We start from the raw sequence: 16,849 nt of genomic DNA on the forward strand, positions 1-16,849 counted from the left end.
AATGAATATCGAAAAAGCACGCTTCAATATGATAGAGCAACAAATCCGCCCCTGGGACGTGTTGAGCCAGGAAGTACTGGATATGCTGATTGTGGTTAAACGCGAAGAGTATTTCCCGGCAGAACAAAAAAGCCTGGCGTTTTTTGATACCGAGTTGCCTTTGCCTGATGGCAGCAAGGCCATGACGCCCAAGCTGGAAGCGCGCATTTTGCAAGAGCTGGTGTTGAAGAAGCAGGAAAACGTCTTGCTGGTAGGTGCCGGCACAGGTTATCTGGCGGCATTGCTGGCTTACTCTGCCCGTCACGTGACTGTGCTGGAATCCTCCAAAGTCTTGCATGAACTGGCGACCGGTAATTTGCACCGCAATCATGTCAGTAATGTTGACGTAGTTTTGGCTGATGCCTTCAGCGATAAAAATACTGGTAGTTATGATGCCATCGTCATCGCTGGCGGTCTGGAAGAATTGCCTGAACATCTGCAACAGCAATTGAATGTTGGTGGCCGTTTGCTGGCTTTCGTAGGGCAACTGCCAGCATTGACAGCACAGTTATTCACGCGCACTTCTGCCTCTGCAGTGAGCAAGAAAAACTTGTTTGAAACGGTGGTGGAGCCTGCTGCAGGTGCCAAGCCAGTTTCACATTTCAGCCTGTAATCCTGAAAAAGAAAACGGGAGGCATGTCATGGAAAACATTACTGCAACAGAGCTGGCGCAATGGTTGAACGATAGTAGTAGAAAAGCCCCGGTTTTACTCGATGTACGGGAACCTTGGGAGCATGAGACTTGTCATATCCCGGGTGTGCAATTGATGCCCATGCAGACAGTACCAGTTCGCTTTCATGAACTGGAACCGGATGACGTGATTGTCTGTATTTGCCATCACGGCGGGCGCAGTATGCAGGTAGCAAATTTTTTAGAACGTCAGGGCTATACCCAAACAATTAATTTAACTGGTGGTGTGCATGCATGGGCACAACAAGTTGATACGGGTATGCCCACTTATTAATTTACTTTTTTTCGGAGCCTTACATGCGTAATCCTATTCTTGCCACACTGCTGGCCTCTGCTTTCTTGACTATGAATGCAAATGCGACTGATTTGCTGCAAATATACAAGGATGCTTTGGCAAATGATGCGCAGTATGCAAGTGCCCGCGCCAGCCTGACTGCAGCGCAGGAAAAACCTGTGCAAGGCCGTGCAGGTCTATTGCCCGGTATCGCTCTGAAAGGCAGTGATGGTAAAGCACGGACAGAAGCAGAAAATGACATCGTCAGTGGCAGCCGCTCATTTACTGGCGTCACCAATACCTGGACACTCGGATTGTCGCAACCCTTGTTCAACTGGGGTAACTGGCAGGTCTATGAACAAAGTAAATTGTCGCTGCTGATCAGCCAGGCACAATTTGAGCAGGCAAAACAAGATCTGGTTATCCGGGTAGCCCAGGCATATTTCGATGTGCTGGCTGCGCAAGATACCCTGGAAACCCTGCGCGCGCAAAAGAGTGCGATTTCTGAACAACTGGCTTCTGCCAAGCGTAATTTTGAAGTCGGTACATCGACCATCACTGATACGCACGAAGCACAAGCCCGTTACGATCTGGTGACTGCACAGGAATATGCAGGCCAAAGTGATTTGCAAGTCAAGCGCGCTGCCTTGCAACAAATCATCGCCAAGGAGGCGGGCGAACTGGCTCAACTGAGACCTGGTGTCAAACTCAGCGAACCGCAGCCTGCGGTGATTGATGACTGGGTTGCTTCTGCTGAAAAACAAAATTTCAGCGTCGTGGCTTCACAGGTGGCAGTTGAAGTTGCCAAGCGCGAAATCGAAAGAAACCGTGCTGGCCATTATCCTACCGTTGATCTGGTCGCCAGCACTGGTCGTACATCCAATGCCGGTGCCACCAATCCTAATCTGACGGGTGTGGCGAAAACTACGCAGATTGGTGTGCAATGGAATATCCCTATTTTTTCAGGCTTTGCTGTCGATAGTCGTGTGAAAGAAGCAGTCGCCTTGCAAGAAAAGGCGCGTAGCGATTTCGATACTACCCGCCGTGCAGCCGCGCAAGGGGCACGCCAGTCTTTTGTCGGTGTGACTTCTGGCCTGGCACAGGTCAAGGCTTATGAAGCTGCTGAAATTTCCAGCCAATCCGCACTCGATTCCAACAAGCTTGGTTATCAGGTTGGTGTGCGTATCAATATCGACGTACTGAATGCACAGCAACAGTTGTACACCACACGTCAGACTCTGGCAAAAGCACGTTATGACACTATCCTGAACGGCCTGCGTCTGAAATCTGCTGCCGGTACCTTGAAGGAAGACGATCTGGCAGAAGTGAATACTTTGCTCCAGCACTAAGCTGAGCTGATTACTAGGATCAGAATCAGGATCAGGCAAGATCAGGACTGTGTTCCTGAACTTGACTATCAAAGAAAAAGCTCGCTGTCAGCGAGCTTTTTCTTTGGGTACATGTTTTTCAGGTTTCAACGGGTTTGCCGATTTCACGGTAACTAGGCTTTTGTTCTGTCAGCCATTGCTCGGTCAGATACAGATTCTCGCGCTCCCAGGGCTGGAAGCCGGGCTTGAAATAAGCCAGGTAATGCGGCAACGAAAACCACAGCAATCCACGCGGGCGCAGACAATATTTGAGCGCCTGCCACCAGGTCCTGGGTTTGAATAATTGACCATCGCGATACAGGCAATGCATGGTTTGCACCGTGGTATCAAAACTGAACAACATGGTCACATACAAAAACCAGGCTATGCGCCGCAGATAGCCACCACCTATCGCATGATAGGTGTCAAAGATCACGGATTTGTGTTCGGTCTCTTCTATGGAGTGCCAGGTCCACAGTGTTTTTAGTGGTTCTTCTGCATCAGCTATCCAGCATGGCTCACTCAATGCACCATCGGCGAAAATGGCGGTGAAATGCTCATACGCGATGGTGACGGCGAGATTGCTTTTGACGCTGAGACTGGCGGCACTGCGTATGCGCCACTTGACGAATGGCTCGATAAAATAACTGAGACCCTGCGTATTCAAGTGCTGATTATATTGCGCATGGATATGACGGTGGCTGGCTTCCTGGCCTATGAAACCTTTGATCTCTTCTTTCAGTTGCTCATCTTCAAGCAAGGGCAGGGCTGCCTTGACGCTGTCGATGAAATATTGCTCACCGAGTGGAAAACTGAAGGACTGGGCATTGAACAAATGTGTACGGAAGGCATCACCCCCGAGCCAGTGACGTGAAAATCCTTGGGATAAATCGATTTTTAATTGACGCACTTGCAGCGGTTTTCGAACGCTGTTTGGTTTGCGACTGCCATCTTTTTGCTGGCTCATATTCATCACGCTTCTCATGTTTGCAATGAAAAACAGTCTAAATAATTAGTCTGATTCTTACTTGTACCAAAGCGTCAAATTTGTACCGACCCGTCAATCTATCATCAAAAAAAGATTATTGAAGTCTGCATCGGATATCAGATAAATCCAGTAAGCAGGATCACGGGCACTGATCTTTTGTCTAAGTTGTGCCGGTGGTATGCCTGCCAGTTCCAGATATTCGCGATGCATGTGGGCTTGATCGTAATAACCACCATCCTGGGCAATTTGAGTCAGGTCACCCCAGGCAACATCGGGCTTGATGATGTGGGGCAGGGAAAAACCAAATCTGACTATGCGCCTGACATCGCGCAGGGTGACGCCAAAATTTTCGCGCACCCGCCGCTCCAGCTGTCTTTGCCCTATGCCAAAATATTCAGACAATTCCAGTAAGGGGAAAAAGATTTTTTTGTGGGCTGCCAGAAATGCCGCACCCATGCTGCTCCTGGGTCTGTGATCCAGTACATCGAGCAAGAAATCCTGAAATAAGGCCACAATGGCACCGACATCCTGCAAATCATCCAGCGCTCGCAAGAAGGCATGGACACGCTCTGCACTCACCAGTTCATGAAAGGGCAGGGCATTGCCAGCAATGCTGGCAACATTGATGCCCATGGCTTGTTGCAACATGCCGGGGCGAAAACATACTGACAATGCCAGGGATTTGGGTTCATAACGGACGTGCGTAGGCTCCATCACAGGTCCGCGTAAAAAGAAGCGCTCGGCGACTATCTCGGATTGATCCGTCTGTATCACTACTCCGCCGCCATGGGCAAACAGCATGATGGCAGGACTTAAGCTGGCAGGTAAAAATGCTTCGCAAGCATCCAGTTCTACCACCATGACATGCATGACTAATGGGGATAACTTGGGATGAGAAGGAAAAACCTGATAATTGATAGGTGTATGCAAGGTAGTCCGGTGAGTCACCATGTCGCAGAGTCAGACGTTATTTTACCCAAAGTTTCTGGCTACTTGTGATTTCATGCAAGAGTTGACGACCAGAACTCATTCCATTCCTGATCGTGAAATGAGTGCCAGTGTCAGTGTCGCGATCACATTTTATACGTGAGCTGTAAATAAAAGCTGCGTTTCGCCAGCGGTATATCGTTGGGGATACTGCCTGGTGCAAAACTGGGCTCACGCGCATCGACATTCATCAGGTTGCGTATGCTGCCCGACACTTCCCATGCACCGGCATTGGTACGCAGACTGAGATCTATCATCTTGTAATCCGCCACAGGCGGGCGCAAGTCGCCAACGGTGCGCTTGCGTCCTGCCACCCAGTTGAATTGCGGGCTCAATAACCAGTCTTGCGCAAACTGCCAGTCGGCGCGGGCAAAGACATGATGGTGTGGCGCATAACCAGCATCCTGGTTGGTGACCTGATCGGTATTGATTTGATAGCTGTAGTTGCCGCTCAATCGCAGTTGACGGCTGGCTTGCCAGTTCAATTCGGTTTCCATGCCATGCCCTTCCTGGCTATTGGTATTGGCATATGAGCTGCCGGTACCTTTGAGCGCATTGGGCACAGTGCGTATCAGGTTTTTCATCCTGAACTGGAAGATATTGAATTTTGCCTGCAAGTCACTGCGCGCTTGCCAGATCAGGGCCGCTTCCAGCGTCTTGACACTCTCAGGTAATATCGACGGGTTGCCACGCTGGGCTGGATTATTGATGCTGTACAGTTCGGCAAAAGACGGCGCGCGGAAAGCTTCGCCATACATGAGTTTGGCGGTCAGGTTATAGGCTGCATCCCACACCAGAGCCAGGCGTGGGTTGGTGGTGCTGCCGACATCAGAGTAACTGTCATGCCTGAGCCCTGCGGTAAGGTTCCAGTCTGGTGCGAATTGCCATTCATCCTGGAGATACACATAGTCAATCGTGCGGCGGTGTGGTTGCAGAAATGCCAGCGTACCGGTATAGGTTTGCACCGCACCCGCTGGCTGTGGCAGCCCTGCCGGGGTCACCAGGAAATTCTTGAATTCATAGGTATCGTACATGTTCAGATCATCATGCCCGACACCTATGCGTAGCTGATGGTCCCGCCAGCCTGAATACATGGCGTAGGCCGAAGCACGTATTTGCCGTTCAGAGGTATTTGGCGATCCTATGATGCCATCTGGAAAACTGCCCGTGGGAAAGGTCACACCCGCCGGATACAAAACCAGCGGCGTAGGCAGACGCTGCAAGTACTGCACATAACTGAGATTGAAACCCATACCCCAGTCTTGCCCTGCATGATTGTCACTCCAGGATATGTCTGAAGTCAGGCGCTGGCTTTTCAATTTGCCAACCGGGTCCAGGGAGGAAGAAACACCCGTACCCGTACCTATGTTATCGCGCAAGATGAAATTGCTGCGCCAGCGCCATTTTTCATAGCTCAAGTCAATATTTGCATCAATGGCATCATGGCCGTTATTCATCGGGCCGGGAGCCAGGCTGGCATGCGTACCAAATACGCGGTCCAGTCCGGTCTGCGCATCGGCTTCTATGATATTGGCACTGCCTGCGGTTTTACCTGTGCGCAAATAGGCAGCAAAGTCTACGCTGCCCAATTTGCCACCATGCTGTATCCAGACATCGCGGGTAGAAAATGAGCCAGCGGTGACACCAAATTCTGTGCCCTTTATTTCTGTAGAATTTTTGGTGATGATATTGATCACGCCACTATAGGCATCGGCCCCATATAATGCTGAACCCGGCCCGCGTATGATTTCTATGCGCGAGATATGTTGCAAAGGGTAGCCACCCCAGAGCCGTGATCTGTTGCCAGTCAGCAGCACGGTCATTGGTACACCATTTTGCAATACCAGGATTTGTGAATTGAGTTCATTGATAATGCCACGCAATACATAGGCAGAAAAATAGTTGGCACCTATTTTCTCCACATGCATACCCGCCACCGTTTCCAATACCTGATCCAGATCGGTAGCTCCCATGGCGCGTATGTCGGCAGCGGTGATGACACTGGTGACGGCCGGAGCCAGCCGCAAGGATTTCTGGCTGCCGGTGGCAATACTGACGGTCAGTTTATCGCCATAGATGGCCTTGAGGTCATCGTCTTCTTCGTTGTTGTCTGCGCTGGCATGGGCTGCCAGTGAAAATGACAGGAGTATGGCTGTCAGCATGGCTGTATGTGGTGGCAAGTACATCATTCCTCCCGAGGGCAGTCATTGCTTTAATGCATTCATCATAAATCTGCCGGGAAGGACTGTCACCGATTTCTGCAGGCAAGCGCTGAAAGTATCAATGCTTTACAAGTCTCCTGCCGTGTAGTGTGGCGGGAATGCCGCATCCTGGATTGTGCTTGTCTTTGTAGAATCACATTTTATACATGACTTGCAGGTAGATGGCTCTTGGTGCCATCGGCAGGTCATTTGGAATTGCCAGGCCGGGGGTGATGCTGGGTTCACGTATGTCGGCATTGAAAAGATTCCTGACGGTTGCCACCCATTCCCATTTGCCACGCCCACGCAGTGACCGCAGGCTAAGATCAAGACTGGCGTAGTCTGCGATAGCCGGACGCAGGTCACCAGCGGCACGGCGGCGGTCTGCTACCCAGTTCACCTGCGGGCTGACGGCCCAGCCAGAACTGATTTGCCAGTCTGCCCGTGCATACAAATGATGATGCGGAGCGTAGCCTGCATCGGTTTGCGTGCTTTCATCGACAGAATGTTGATAAGAATAATTGGCCAGCAATTTCAAATCTTTATTTACATCCCAGCGCAGTTCTGCTTCCAGGCCTTTGCCATTTTGATTGCCGGTATTGAAGAAGGTCGACCCTGTCCCGGGTGTGGGGTTGGCAACGGCACGGATGATGTCTTGCATGTTGTAGCGGAAAACGTTCAGGTTCAGCAAGACATCTTTGCTGGCTTGCCAGGACAGGACCAGCTCGGTGGTGGCTATGCTCTCAGGTTTCAGGTTTGGATTGCCATTGGCGACAGGATTGAGTCCATATGATTCATTAAACGCAGGAGCGCGAAAGGCACGACCATATAAAAATTTGGCGGTCAGATCATGCCGCGCATCCCAGACGATGGCCAGGCGAGGATTGGTGGTGCCACCAAAATCGGAATAATGATCATGGCGCAGGCCAGCTGTAATGGTCCAGTCCTTGGCCAGATTCCACTCATCCTGCAGATACAGGTAATCATTTTGCCTGCGTGCTGGCAGGATATGGGGCTGTATCTGGCTGTAGTCCATGACTGCCCCGGTCGGTATCGGGATGCCAGCAGGGCTTAGCAGGAAATTTTTAATCGTTTGTGTGCGGTACAAATTGACATCATCGTGTCCAAGGCCCAAACGCCACTGATGATCGGTCCAGCCTGTATAGCTGGCAAAGGCTGACAGGCGGAATTGCCTCTCCCAGCGTGAAGGGCCGCCTATCATGCCATCCGGGAAAACACCTGTGGGTAACCTGGCCCCTGGTGGCAAGAGTTGCAGACTGCTTTTTTCGGTGTAATGCATGAAGCTCAGCGTACTGCCCAGTGCCCAGTCTTGTGCAAAAGCCGGATCTGTCCACGACAGGTCAGAAGTCAGTCTTTCTGTCGACGCCGCATCACCACCAAAATCAAGCGCTGAAGACACGCCTGCGCCAGTCTGCATATTCGTTCTGCTCAATAAACTGGAACGCCAGCGCCAGTTACCCACGCTGACATCCAGATTCGCATCTACAGGATTGAGGCCGGTATGCACGCTGCCTGGTGCCAGGCTGGCATGGGTGCCAAACAGTTTGTCATTCCTGGACTGGGCATCAGCCGTCAAGAGTTCTTTCTGGCCGTCGGTAGCGCCGGCGCGCAGATAAGCGGCGAGCTTGAATGGCCCCCACTGACCGCCATGTAATACCCAGGCATCACGGGTGCGGAAAGAACCCAGGCCAGCTCCCGCAAAAGTGCCGGATATTTCATCGGCTGTCTTGGTGATGATATTGATGACGCCGGAATAGGCATCAGCACCATACAAGGCAGAACCAGGACCGCGTATGACTTCAATGCGGGAGATATTTTCTACTGAAATGGCATGCCACAGTGCCTGCCCCTTGTCACCAGTGTAAGAGGTGGTCATGGGTATGCCGTTTTGCAAGACCAGCATATGCGGGTTGGTCACGCCCCCGCCACCTATGCCGCGCATGATATAGGCAGGGAAATACAGGATGGCAGCACGGCTGACATGCATGCCGGGTATGGTTTCCAGCACCTGATCGATGTCGGTGAACCCCTGTGTGCGTATATCCTCTGCCGTAATGACCGAAGCCACTGCAGGTGCCCGGCGCAGGCTTTGTGGCTTGCCGGTGGCGATGCTGATCATGGATTTGTCACCGTATACCAGGGCCAGGTCTTCTTCCTCATTGGAATCTGCTGCCATGGCAGAATGGCTTAGTAAAAATAAGGGAAGAACAGAAATCAGGGGCAGGCGCAACAAGGAACATAAGGAACGCAGGGATGACAGAGATGACATAGTTTTCTTTTTATATTCTAAAGTGCATCCGGTTCAGCTTAATCCAGCCACACCAGACTATCAAGCCACAGGCAACTAATAATCAACTGATAAGCAGCTAATAATCAACTGATAAGCAGCTAATAGGCAACTAAATTGCCGAAAACAAAGCCGTTTTACAACGGACGCATGAAATCCTGAAAAAGGAGAAAATAAAGCAAAATGCAGGTGCTATCATGCTTATTTGGTTTTCTTTTTTATGGTTTGACAGATCATGCTCATCACTATTTTTGTGGCAGCCAGCTTGCTGATGCTGGCCGGAGTTTATAGCCTGTTCAGCAGCCTGTTTCTGTCGCTGTCTGGCAAGGGTCCCAAAAACTGGAAAAAACTCTGCTATGGCAGCCTGCTGGCAGGATTGGTGTTGGGGCTGGCGTCATGGCTGGGCACTTTCTGGATGTTGCTGCCCTATCCCAATATTGCTGGCGAGGGCTGGTTTGCCGGTTTCCCATATGTAGCGGTGTATGTTGATGGCACCGGTTATCACTATCATTTCAATTTTACCCAGGCCAGTGTGGTCGCCAATGGCATCTTCTGGTTCTTGTTGCCCATGGCAGGTCTGCATCTTTACGGCAGGCACTGGCGTCGCCAACAACAGAAAGCTGCCTGAGATTTTGCTTGGCACAGAAGTTTTTTACCTATACTGAAAACTGGCCGGGGCTGAAACCATACAGGGAGCAAAAAATGAAAAAACAAGTTTTCCCATTTACCATGGTAGATGTCTTTGCCAGACAAACTCTGGCGGGCAATGGCCTGAGTATCTTTGTGCTGGAGCAAACCTTGTCGGCCTATATGATGCAGGCCATGACGCGGGAAATGCGCCAGTTCGAAAGTATCTTCCTGCAGAGGCTGGAAGGGCAAAACAGATGGCGCACCCACATTTTCACCATGGAAGAAGAACTGGGTTTCGCAGGTCACCCCATCATCGGTGCAGCAGCCTGCCTGCATCAGCGTTATCAAGCTGAAAGCAAGACTGCAGAATTTGAGTTTGTCTTGAATGAACGCAGTGTATTTGCCAGCAGCAGGCAAGAGAATGGCAATTTTTTTGCTGAAATGAATCAGGGCAAGGCCAGCTTTGGCGAACCCTTGAGCACAAGCATTGCTGAAAATTTCTTGAAAGCCCTGAACCTCCACACCCATGACCAGGTAACAGATTTGCCTTTGCAAGTAGTATCAACGGGCCTGCCTTATCTGATCGTGCCGATACAGCAACATCTGGACAAGGCGCGTATTTGCCATGAGAAATTTGAAGCCCTGCTGGCCAGCGTGGGTGCAAAATTTGTCTACGTGCTTGATGTGCAGCGCCGTGAAGGGCGCACCTGGGACAACGAAGGCAGGGTTGAAGATATCGCCACTGGCAGCGCAGTAGGACCTGCTGGCGCATACATGGTCAGACATCAGCGCGCCCAGGCTGGTGATACGCAAATTTTCGCTCAAGGGGCTTATGTACACAGGCCCAGCGAATTACATGTGAACTTGAGCGCTGAAGATGAAACTGTCTTGGTACATGGACAAGTTTGCCTGGTTGCCCAGGGCGAGCTTTACGTATAAAGCCGGTGTACTGGAATGATGTAAAAAGCTGAGGCTTACAGCTTCGGCATAGGCATCTCTGTCTCCGCATCAGCACAAAATTCGCCCACACTATGCGGCAACAGCCGCATGCCTGCCGTTTTTTAACGCGGTACCAGTGGTTACCCTGACAAATCCTGCATGGCCTTAAGCCTGTCTTCCAGACCTGAGCCTTTGTCAATTTTGCCTGATTTCACATACTAAATCTTTTGAATTTAATAAGTAGTTCGATTACATAAAGTAGTCTAACTACATTGTTCTCTTGCCCGCTTGTGGGGCATACACAACACATTTCAGTGCATAGAGGAACCTTTGCTATAGAGGTCTTATGTGGTGCATGTATTTTCTTTGTAGTTTTTTGTAGTCTTCGTTTGACATTGAATCTAGTTTTAGTACAAAATTCATCTCGGAACGTTGGGTTCTGATTGCCAGGCTGGGATGTTGGGTTCCTGCCTGGTGACTCAAAGAGTGCAAGTCAAATAAAAGTGTGAGGGGACATTACATGAAACAAGCTACGCAAAAGCGTCGGCAGGGCGAAGCTCTGCACCGTTTTTCTTTTAAGTTGAGCCCGGTTGCGGCTGGATGTGCGGTATTGATCTTTAGTATGACCGACATCGCTACTGCGCAAGAAGCAGCAAACAATACTGTGGTCGTGACAGGCATCCGCAAGGGTATAGAAGAAGCCATCTCGATCAAGAGAAATTCCAATTCCATCGTCGAGGCAATTTCTGCTGAAGACATCGGCAAACTGCCCGATGCCAGCGTGGCAGAATCGATCGCCCGTTTGCCTGGTGTTACAGCGCAACGTAGCCGTTCGTCAGGCAAGGCAGCAGACGTCAGCGTGCGTGGCTTGTCGCCAAGTTTCAATGGCTCTTTGCTCAATGGTCGCGAACAGGCTTCCACAGGTAATGCCCGCAGCCCGGAGTTTGATCTGTTCCCGGCTGAACTCATGGGCTCTGTATTGATCTACAAAACGCCAGACGCCGCTCTGGTGGGCCAGGGCCTGGCAGCAACTATTGATCTGAATACACTCAAGCCGCTGGATTTTGGCAAGCGCGTACTGGCTGCCAGTTATCGCAAACAACGCACAGGCGTACAATCAGGCTCCGAAGAGGGCACAGGCGACCGCGCATCTTTCTCTTATGTAGACCAGTTTGCCAACCGTACTATTGGTGTTTCGCTGGGCTTGACCAAGTTCAAGGAAGACGGCGGCGGCCAGCAAAAGTTCGATTCCTGGGGTGGCTTTGCGCCAACAGTCGATTATAACGGCGCCAAAGTTGTTGCACCGGGCGGATTCAAGTCTGACACTGAAGTCAGCAAGAGTAACCGCGACGGCGCTTCTTTGACTTTGCAATACAAGCCAAATAAAAACTTCAAATCTTCTGTAGACGTATTTTATTCCGCTGGTTCTAACAGCCTGAAGAAAACCGGTCTGGAAGGTGCAATTGCCGGTTCAGCCGGTGGTTATGATCCAGATGGCGTACTCAGCAATGCAACCATCGTCAATGGTGTTGCGACTGCGGGTACTTTCAGTAACTATAAAGGCGTAGTTCGCAATCACAAGGAAAGCGCTGACGACAAGCTGACGTCTATAGGCTGGAATAATGAAATGAAACTTGATGAGTGGACGGCAGTAGCCGATCTGTCTTATTCAAAAGCTGTCAAGCATAGCAAACGCTATGAAACCACAGCTGGTCAGCCGGGTGATGCATCGCCACTGGGTTCGATTTCTTATACCGGTTTTAATGGCGGTAATTTTGCAGATGTAAAGTACTCCACCAGCCTGAACTATTCCGACCGCAATGTCTCCAGGTTGACTGACGTTGACGGCTGGGGTGGTGGACCGAATACGCCGCAAGCTGGATACGTAGCTTTGCCAGATATTAACGACAAGGTCAATAGCATACGTTTAACCGCCAAACGTGACCTGAGTTTTGGTCCTGTCGTCGCTGCCCAGTTTGGTCTTAACTACACTGAGCGTGACAAAGCCCGTACTGGTCAGGAAGGGCGCCTGGTTGTCAAGGGTAATGGCGGTTACGCATCTGCAGCTGTGCCTGGTAGCGCAGTGGCAACTGCGGGCACAGTTGGTTTGCCAGTCGTGTCGTTTGATCCCGATGGTTCTCTGGGGACGATTTATGAACTGGCGCGCTGGGTTGATGCATCTGTACTGGCAAAAGACTGGTCCGTCAATGAAAAAGTAACGACCGCCTACGCGATGGGTGATCTGGATGGTCAGGTAATGGGTTTGAATTACCGTGGTAACTTTGGTGGTCAATTCATCCATACTAACCAGCGCTCGACTGGTAATCAGGTTGATCTGGCCAAGTGCACGGGCATCACTGTGGATACCTGCCCATTCAAGACTACCTCTGGTGGCAAGTCTTATTCTGATTTCCTGCCTAGCCTGAACGTCTCTTTTGATCTGGGTAAAGAACAGTTCTTGCGTGTAGGTCTGGCAAAAGTTTTGTCACGTGCGAACATGGATGATTTGCGTGCCAGCCAGGAATTTGGTGTCAAGACTGGCGGCGCTTTCCCTATCCTCACTGGCAGCGGTGGCAATGCCGAACTCAAGCCTTTCAGTGCCAAGGCTTTCGATTTGTCCTATGAAAAATATTTTGGCAAGAAGGGTTATTTCAGCGTTGCCGGTTTCTATAAACAGCTCGATACTTATATCTACCGTGCGCCACGTACTTTCGACTTTAAGCCCTTTGTCAGTGCAACGACACCTTTGCCTCTGAGTGGCCCATATCAAGGTTCTACTGTTGGCTTGCTGACGACGCCACAAAATGGTGAAGGCGGTAATATTCATGGCTTTGAAGTTGCCCTGAATATTCCATTCTCCATGATCACTCCAGTGCTGGATGGCTTTGGTGTCATGGTGAATCACTCTGATACTTCAAGTCAGATTACTTTGCCTGCATTTGGTTTTGGTACACAAAATATCAGTGCTGCAAACATCCCGTTGCCAGGTTTGTCCAAACGCGTCAGCAATCTGCGTTTGTACTACGAAAAGAATGGTTTCCAGATAGCGATAGCGGGACGCAAACGTTCTGACTTCCTGGGCCAGATCAGTGACTTCCAGGATAATCAGCAATTGACTTTCATCAAGGGTGAAACTATCGTTGATTTCCAGGTGTCGTATGAATTCCAGACTGGTTACCTGAAAGGTTTATCATTGCTGGCGCAAGCGAATAACTGGAACAATGCACCGTTCCAGCAATATGATACTGATCCAAACAAGATCACGGACAAGACTGTGTATGGCAGGACTTATCTATTCGGCCTGAACTACAAGTTCTAAGATCGTAAACAGGTTCTGAGCTGAACTGCAAATAGCCCCTGTCAGCGCGAGCTCACGGGGGCTTGTTTTTTTGGTGGAGACAACATGCAAAATACAACTATAAAAAATGTAGTGATCGTTGGCGGTGGTACTGCAGGCTGGATGACGGCAACTGCGCTGGCGACCGTGCTGCAGGGGCAATATCAGATCCGTGTAGTGGAGTCGGATGAAATTGGTATTGTTGGTGTCGGTGAAGCCACCATACCGATGATACAAAGATTTAACCAGGTCGTCGGCATCGATGAAAATGAATTCCTGCGCGAGACGCAAGGTACCTTCAAGCTGGCGATAGAATTTGTTAACTGGGGCAAGCAGGGCGATCGTTACATGCATGGCTTTGGCACCATAGGCCAGGATCTTGGCAGTGTGCGCTTTGACCAGTACTGGCAAAAAATGCGCAAGCTGGGCAAGGCCGACGAACTGGCGGCTTATTCAATTACCCGCATGATGGGTAAGGCAAACAAATTCATGCCGGCCCGCCACGACGTGCCTAATTCACCGCTGAACCAGATTGCCCACGCCTATCATTTTGATGCCAGCCTGTATGCACGCTACCTGCGCAAGATCGCCGAATCACGTGGCGTCGTGCGTACCGAAGGCAAGATAGTCTCAGTCAGCCAGCGCGAAGCTGATGGTTTTGTCGATGCCATTGTTCTGGAAAATGGTGAACGCATCACGGGTGATTTATTCATCGACTGCTCCGGCTTCCGTGGTTTGTTGATAGAGCAAACCTTGCAAACGGGTTATGAAGACTGGTCACACTGGTTGCCATGCGACCGGGCGCAAGCCGTGCCTTGTGAGTCAGCGCCTGAACTCTTGCCCTATACGCGAGCCACTGCACACCGCGCTGGCTGGCAATGGCGCATTCCTCTGCAACATCGCATAGGCAATGGTCATGTGTATTGCAGTCAATACGTCAGTGATGATGAAGCTGCTGCTGTATTGTTATCCAATCTCGATGGCAAGCCACTGGCTGATCCACGCGTTATCAAATTCAAGACCGGCATGCGCAACAAGACATGGAACAAGAATGTCGTGGCGATAGGTCTGTCCAGCGGCTTTCTGGAGCCGTTGGAATCAACCAGTATCCACCTTATACAATCCGCTATTGCGCGCCTGATCGATTTCTTTCCCGATCAGGGTTTCAATGCTGTCGATATCGCCGAATACAATCGTCAGTCGCGCTTTGAATATGAGCGCATCCGTGACTTTGTGATCCTGCATTACAAACTCAATCAGCGTGATGATTCAGCCTTCTGGAAAGCCTGTGCTGACATGCCTGTGCCCGATAGTCTGCAACATAAAATCGACTTGTTCCGTGCCAGCGGGCGCTTGCTGCGCGTTGATAATGAATTGTTTGCCGAGGTCGGCTGGCTGCAGGTTTTTGAAGGTCAAAATTTAATTCCTGAAAGCCTCAATCCTCTGGTAAATTTGCAGACCGAAACGGACACCATGGAATATCTCGATAGTGTGCGTGAGGTAGTGCAGAAATGCGTGGCCATCATGCCAGGACATGCTGCCTATATTGCCCAGCATTGCAAGGCCAGAAGCTGAGTCAATACTGAGTGGGGGAGGCACCACTCGCAAGAATTGGTGCATAGAAAAACAAACTCAAAAAATATAAATTATGCATACTGGTATGAGCACCACCGAGATTTTTTTGATCGCGATGTTTGTGATTTTCACGCTGCCTTATCTGATCTGGCGGGTAGGTAAAACAGACTATTATGCACCACTGGTAGTAGTCCAGATTATCACTGGTATTTTGTTGGGGCCTGGCGTCCTTGGTGCGATTTATCCTGACTACTACAAGTTTGTCTTTAATCCCCAGGTGATACAGTCATTGAACGGCATTGCCTGGTGGGCCGTCATGATTTTTGTCATGATTGCCGGAATAGAACTGGACTTGAAGAAGGCCTGGGAATACAGACGCGAAAGTACCATCACGGCGGGCCTGGCATTGGGCATGCCTTTATTGTTTGGTTGCGTAGCTGGTATGGGTCTGCTGAGTATGGATGGCTGGATGGGCACCAAGGCCATGAGCTGGCAATTCGTGCTCGGTGTGGGTATGTCTTGCGCAGTAACTGCCTTGCCCATCCTGATCTTGTTGATGGAAAAACTCGATATCCTGCGCCAGCCCATAGGCCAGCGCATACTGCGTTATGCCAGTCTTGACGACATTGCCATCTGGGGCGTGCTGGCGGTGATCTTGCTGGATTGGACCAGGGTTGGGCGACAAGTCGGTTTTTTAGTGGTGTTTGCGGTTGCTACCTTGTTGTTCCGCAAACTCATGGTCTGGCTGGAAGAGCGTGACCGCTGGTATGTCGGCCTGATCTGGCTGGCAGCCTGTGCTTTTGCGGCTGACTGGGCTGGCCTGCATTATATGGTGGGAGCTTTCCTGGCGGGTGCTGTGATGGATGCCCACTGGTTCAACCAGGAAAAAATGGACCTCATGCGCCACCATGTCTTGCTGGCCATCATGCCAGTGTTTTTCCTGAGTACGGGTTTGCGTACCAACTGGGCCGTGGGTGGCGCTGCGGTATTCATCGCCGCTGCCGTACTGCTGGTTGCCTCTGTCACTGGCAAGCTGATAGGCATACAGGTGGCTGGCAAGATACTGAAATGGGAAAAAGGCGAGGCATCCATCATAGGCTGGCTGTTGCAAACCAAGGCTTTGATCATGATTATCTTCGTCAATATTTTGCTGGATAAAAACATCATCACCAGCGAAACCTTTACTGCCTTGTTATTGATGGCCATCGCCAGCACCATGCTGACCGTGCCTGTGGTGTATCCGAAATTGCAGAAGATGAAGGAACTGATTTTCAGGAGCAAGTGAGGTTTTGAATCCCCGTTTTATATAGAGAAAATGCCCGCTGCTTTTGTGAAAGTGGCGGGCATTTTTCTCTAAGTGTTTGGTACATCCAGATGTGCCAGAATAAATCTGGAAAAGCGCGGGAAGTGATGGGTAGTATTGCTACAGATTGCTATTTTCAAGCTGAGGTTTTAAACGATATTCCCTTTTTTATCATACATGATTGGTGTTTGTAGTTGCTCTTGAAAATTT

12 protein-coding genes are annotated in these 16,849 nt (G+C 50.4%); 8 read left to right on the top strand and 4 right to left on the bottom strand.

Annotation, left to right across the window (positions count from 1 at the left end):
* Position 1 precedes the first annotated feature (1 nt).
* Genes ACO0LD_RS11810 through ACO0LD_RS11820 form a run of 3 tightly spaced genes read left to right on the top strand, consistent with a single transcriptional unit; the run spans position 2 to position 2,353 of the window.
* Positions 2-652, top strand: a complete 651-nt coding sequence (locus ACO0LD_RS11810) for a protein-L-isoaspartate O-methyltransferase family protein (RefSeq protein WP_423006904.1) — start codon at positions 2-4, stop codon at positions 650-652.
* Positions 653-680: 28 nt separating this feature from the next.
* Positions 681-1,004, top strand: a complete 324-nt coding sequence (locus ACO0LD_RS11815; RefSeq protein WP_423006906.1) for a rhodanese-like domain-containing protein — start codon at positions 681-683, stop codon at positions 1,002-1,004.
* Positions 1,005-1,027: 23 nt separating this feature from the next.
* Positions 1,028-2,353, top strand: a complete 1,326-nt coding sequence (locus ACO0LD_RS11820; RefSeq protein ID WP_423006908.1) for a TolC family outer membrane protein — start codon at positions 1,028-1,030, stop codon at positions 2,351-2,353.
* Between the two features lie 118 nt (positions 2,354-2,471).
* Here ACO0LD_RS11820 and ACO0LD_RS11825 read toward each other — a convergent pair whose 3' ends face one another.
* The 4 genes from ACO0LD_RS11825 to ACO0LD_RS11840 form a co-directional block, all read right to left on the bottom strand.
* Entirely contained in the window at positions 2,472-3,344 is an 873-nt protein-coding gene (locus tag ACO0LD_RS11825) for a metal-dependent hydrolase (protein ID WP_423006910.1), read from the bottom strand.
* 87 nt (positions 3,345-3,431) lie between these two features.
* Positions 3,432-4,310, bottom strand: coding sequence for a helix-turn-helix domain-containing protein (locus ACO0LD_RS11830; protein WP_423006912.1), 879 nt, complete (start codon positions 4,308-4,310; stop codon positions 3,432-3,434).
* Positions 4,311-4,432: 122 nt separating this feature from the next.
* Positions 4,433-6,532, bottom strand: a complete 2,100-nt coding sequence (locus ACO0LD_RS11835; protein WP_423006968.1) for a TonB-dependent receptor plug domain-containing protein — start codon at positions 6,530-6,532, stop codon at positions 4,433-4,435.
* A 169-nt stretch (positions 6,533-6,701) separates the two neighbouring features.
* Positions 6,702-8,837: a TonB-dependent receptor plug domain-containing protein gene (locus ACO0LD_RS11840; RefSeq protein WP_423006914.1), complete on the bottom strand. Its 2,136-nt coding sequence runs from the start codon at positions 8,835-8,837 to the stop codon at positions 6,702-6,704.
* A 253-nt stretch (positions 8,838-9,090) separates the two neighbouring features.
* Between ACO0LD_RS11840 and ACO0LD_RS11845 the strand changes: the two genes are divergently transcribed.
* The 5 genes from ACO0LD_RS11845 (at position 9,091) to ACO0LD_RS11865 (ending at position 16,621) form a co-directional block, all read left to right on the top strand.
* On the top strand, positions 9,091-9,483 hold the full coding sequence (locus tag ACO0LD_RS11845; protein ID WP_423006916.1) for a hypothetical protein: 393 nt from the start codon (positions 9,091-9,093) through the stop codon (positions 9,481-9,483).
* Positions 9,484-9,557: 74 nt separating this feature from the next.
* Positions 9,558-10,424: a PhzF family phenazine biosynthesis protein gene (locus tag ACO0LD_RS11850; protein ID WP_423006918.1), complete on the top strand. Its 867-nt coding sequence runs from the start codon at positions 9,558-9,560 to the stop codon at positions 10,422-10,424.
* A 520-nt stretch (positions 10,425-10,944) separates the two neighbouring features.
* On the top strand, positions 10,945-13,743 hold the full coding sequence (locus tag ACO0LD_RS11855; RefSeq protein WP_423006920.1) for a TonB-dependent receptor: 2,799 nt from the start codon (positions 10,945-10,947) through the stop codon (positions 13,741-13,743).
* 84 nt (positions 13,744-13,827) lie between these two features.
* Complete coding sequence (locus ACO0LD_RS11860) at positions 13,828-15,336, top strand: tryptophan halogenase family protein (protein ID WP_423006922.1); 1,509 nt, start codon at positions 13,828-13,830, stop codon at positions 15,334-15,336.
* Between the two features lie 85 nt (positions 15,337-15,421).
* Positions 15,422-16,621: a cation:proton antiporter gene (locus tag ACO0LD_RS11865; RefSeq protein WP_423006924.1), complete on the top strand. Its 1,200-nt coding sequence runs from the start codon at positions 15,422-15,424 to the stop codon at positions 16,619-16,621.
* Positions 16,622-16,849: the final 228 nt, after the last annotated feature.

The organism is Undibacterium sp. Ji83W (genome assembly GCF_049340385.1).
GTDB lineage: Bacteria > Pseudomonadota > Gammaproteobacteria > Burkholderiales > Burkholderiaceae_D > Undibacterium.

Excerpts from the sequence above, each read along its gene's own strand:
- ACO0LD_RS11810 (WP_423006904.1), top strand. The coding sequence starts at position 2 with ATGAATATCGAAAAAGCACGCTTCAATATGATAGAGCAACAAATCCGC.
- ACO0LD_RS11815 (WP_423006906.1), top strand. The coding sequence starts at position 681 with ATGGAAAACATTACTGCAACAGAGCTGGCGCAATGGTTGAACGATAGT.
- ACO0LD_RS11820 (WP_423006908.1), top strand. The coding sequence starts at position 1,028 with ATGCGTAATCCTATTCTTGCCACACTGCTGGCCTCTGCTTTCTTGACT.
- ACO0LD_RS11825 (WP_423006910.1), bottom strand. The coding sequence starts at position 3,344 with ATGAATATGAGCCAGCAAAAAGATGGCAGTCGCAAACCAAACAGCGTT.
- ACO0LD_RS11830 (WP_423006912.1), bottom strand. The coding sequence starts at position 4,310 with ATGGTGACTCACCGGACTACCTTGCATACACCTATCAATTATCAGGTT.
- ACO0LD_RS11835 (WP_423006968.1), bottom strand. The coding sequence starts at position 6,532 with ATGTACTTGCCACCACATACAGCCATGCTGACAGCCATACTCCTGTCA.
- ACO0LD_RS11840 (WP_423006914.1), bottom strand. The coding sequence starts at position 8,837 with ATGTCATCTCTGTCATCCCTGCGTTCCTTATGTTCCTTGTTGCGCCTG.
- ACO0LD_RS11845 (WP_423006916.1), top strand. The coding sequence starts at position 9,091 with ATGCTCATCACTATTTTTGTGGCAGCCAGCTTGCTGATGCTGGCCGGA.
- ACO0LD_RS11850 (WP_423006918.1), top strand. The coding sequence starts at position 9,558 with ATGAAAAAACAAGTTTTCCCATTTACCATGGTAGATGTCTTTGCCAGA.
- ACO0LD_RS11855 (WP_423006920.1), top strand. The coding sequence starts at position 10,945 with ATGAAACAAGCTACGCAAAAGCGTCGGCAGGGCGAAGCTCTGCACCGT.
- ACO0LD_RS11860 (WP_423006922.1), top strand. The coding sequence starts at position 13,828 with ATGCAAAATACAACTATAAAAAATGTAGTGATCGTTGGCGGTGGTACT.
- ACO0LD_RS11865 (WP_423006924.1), top strand. The coding sequence starts at position 15,422 with ATGAGCACCACCGAGATTTTTTTGATCGCGATGTTTGTGATTTTCACG.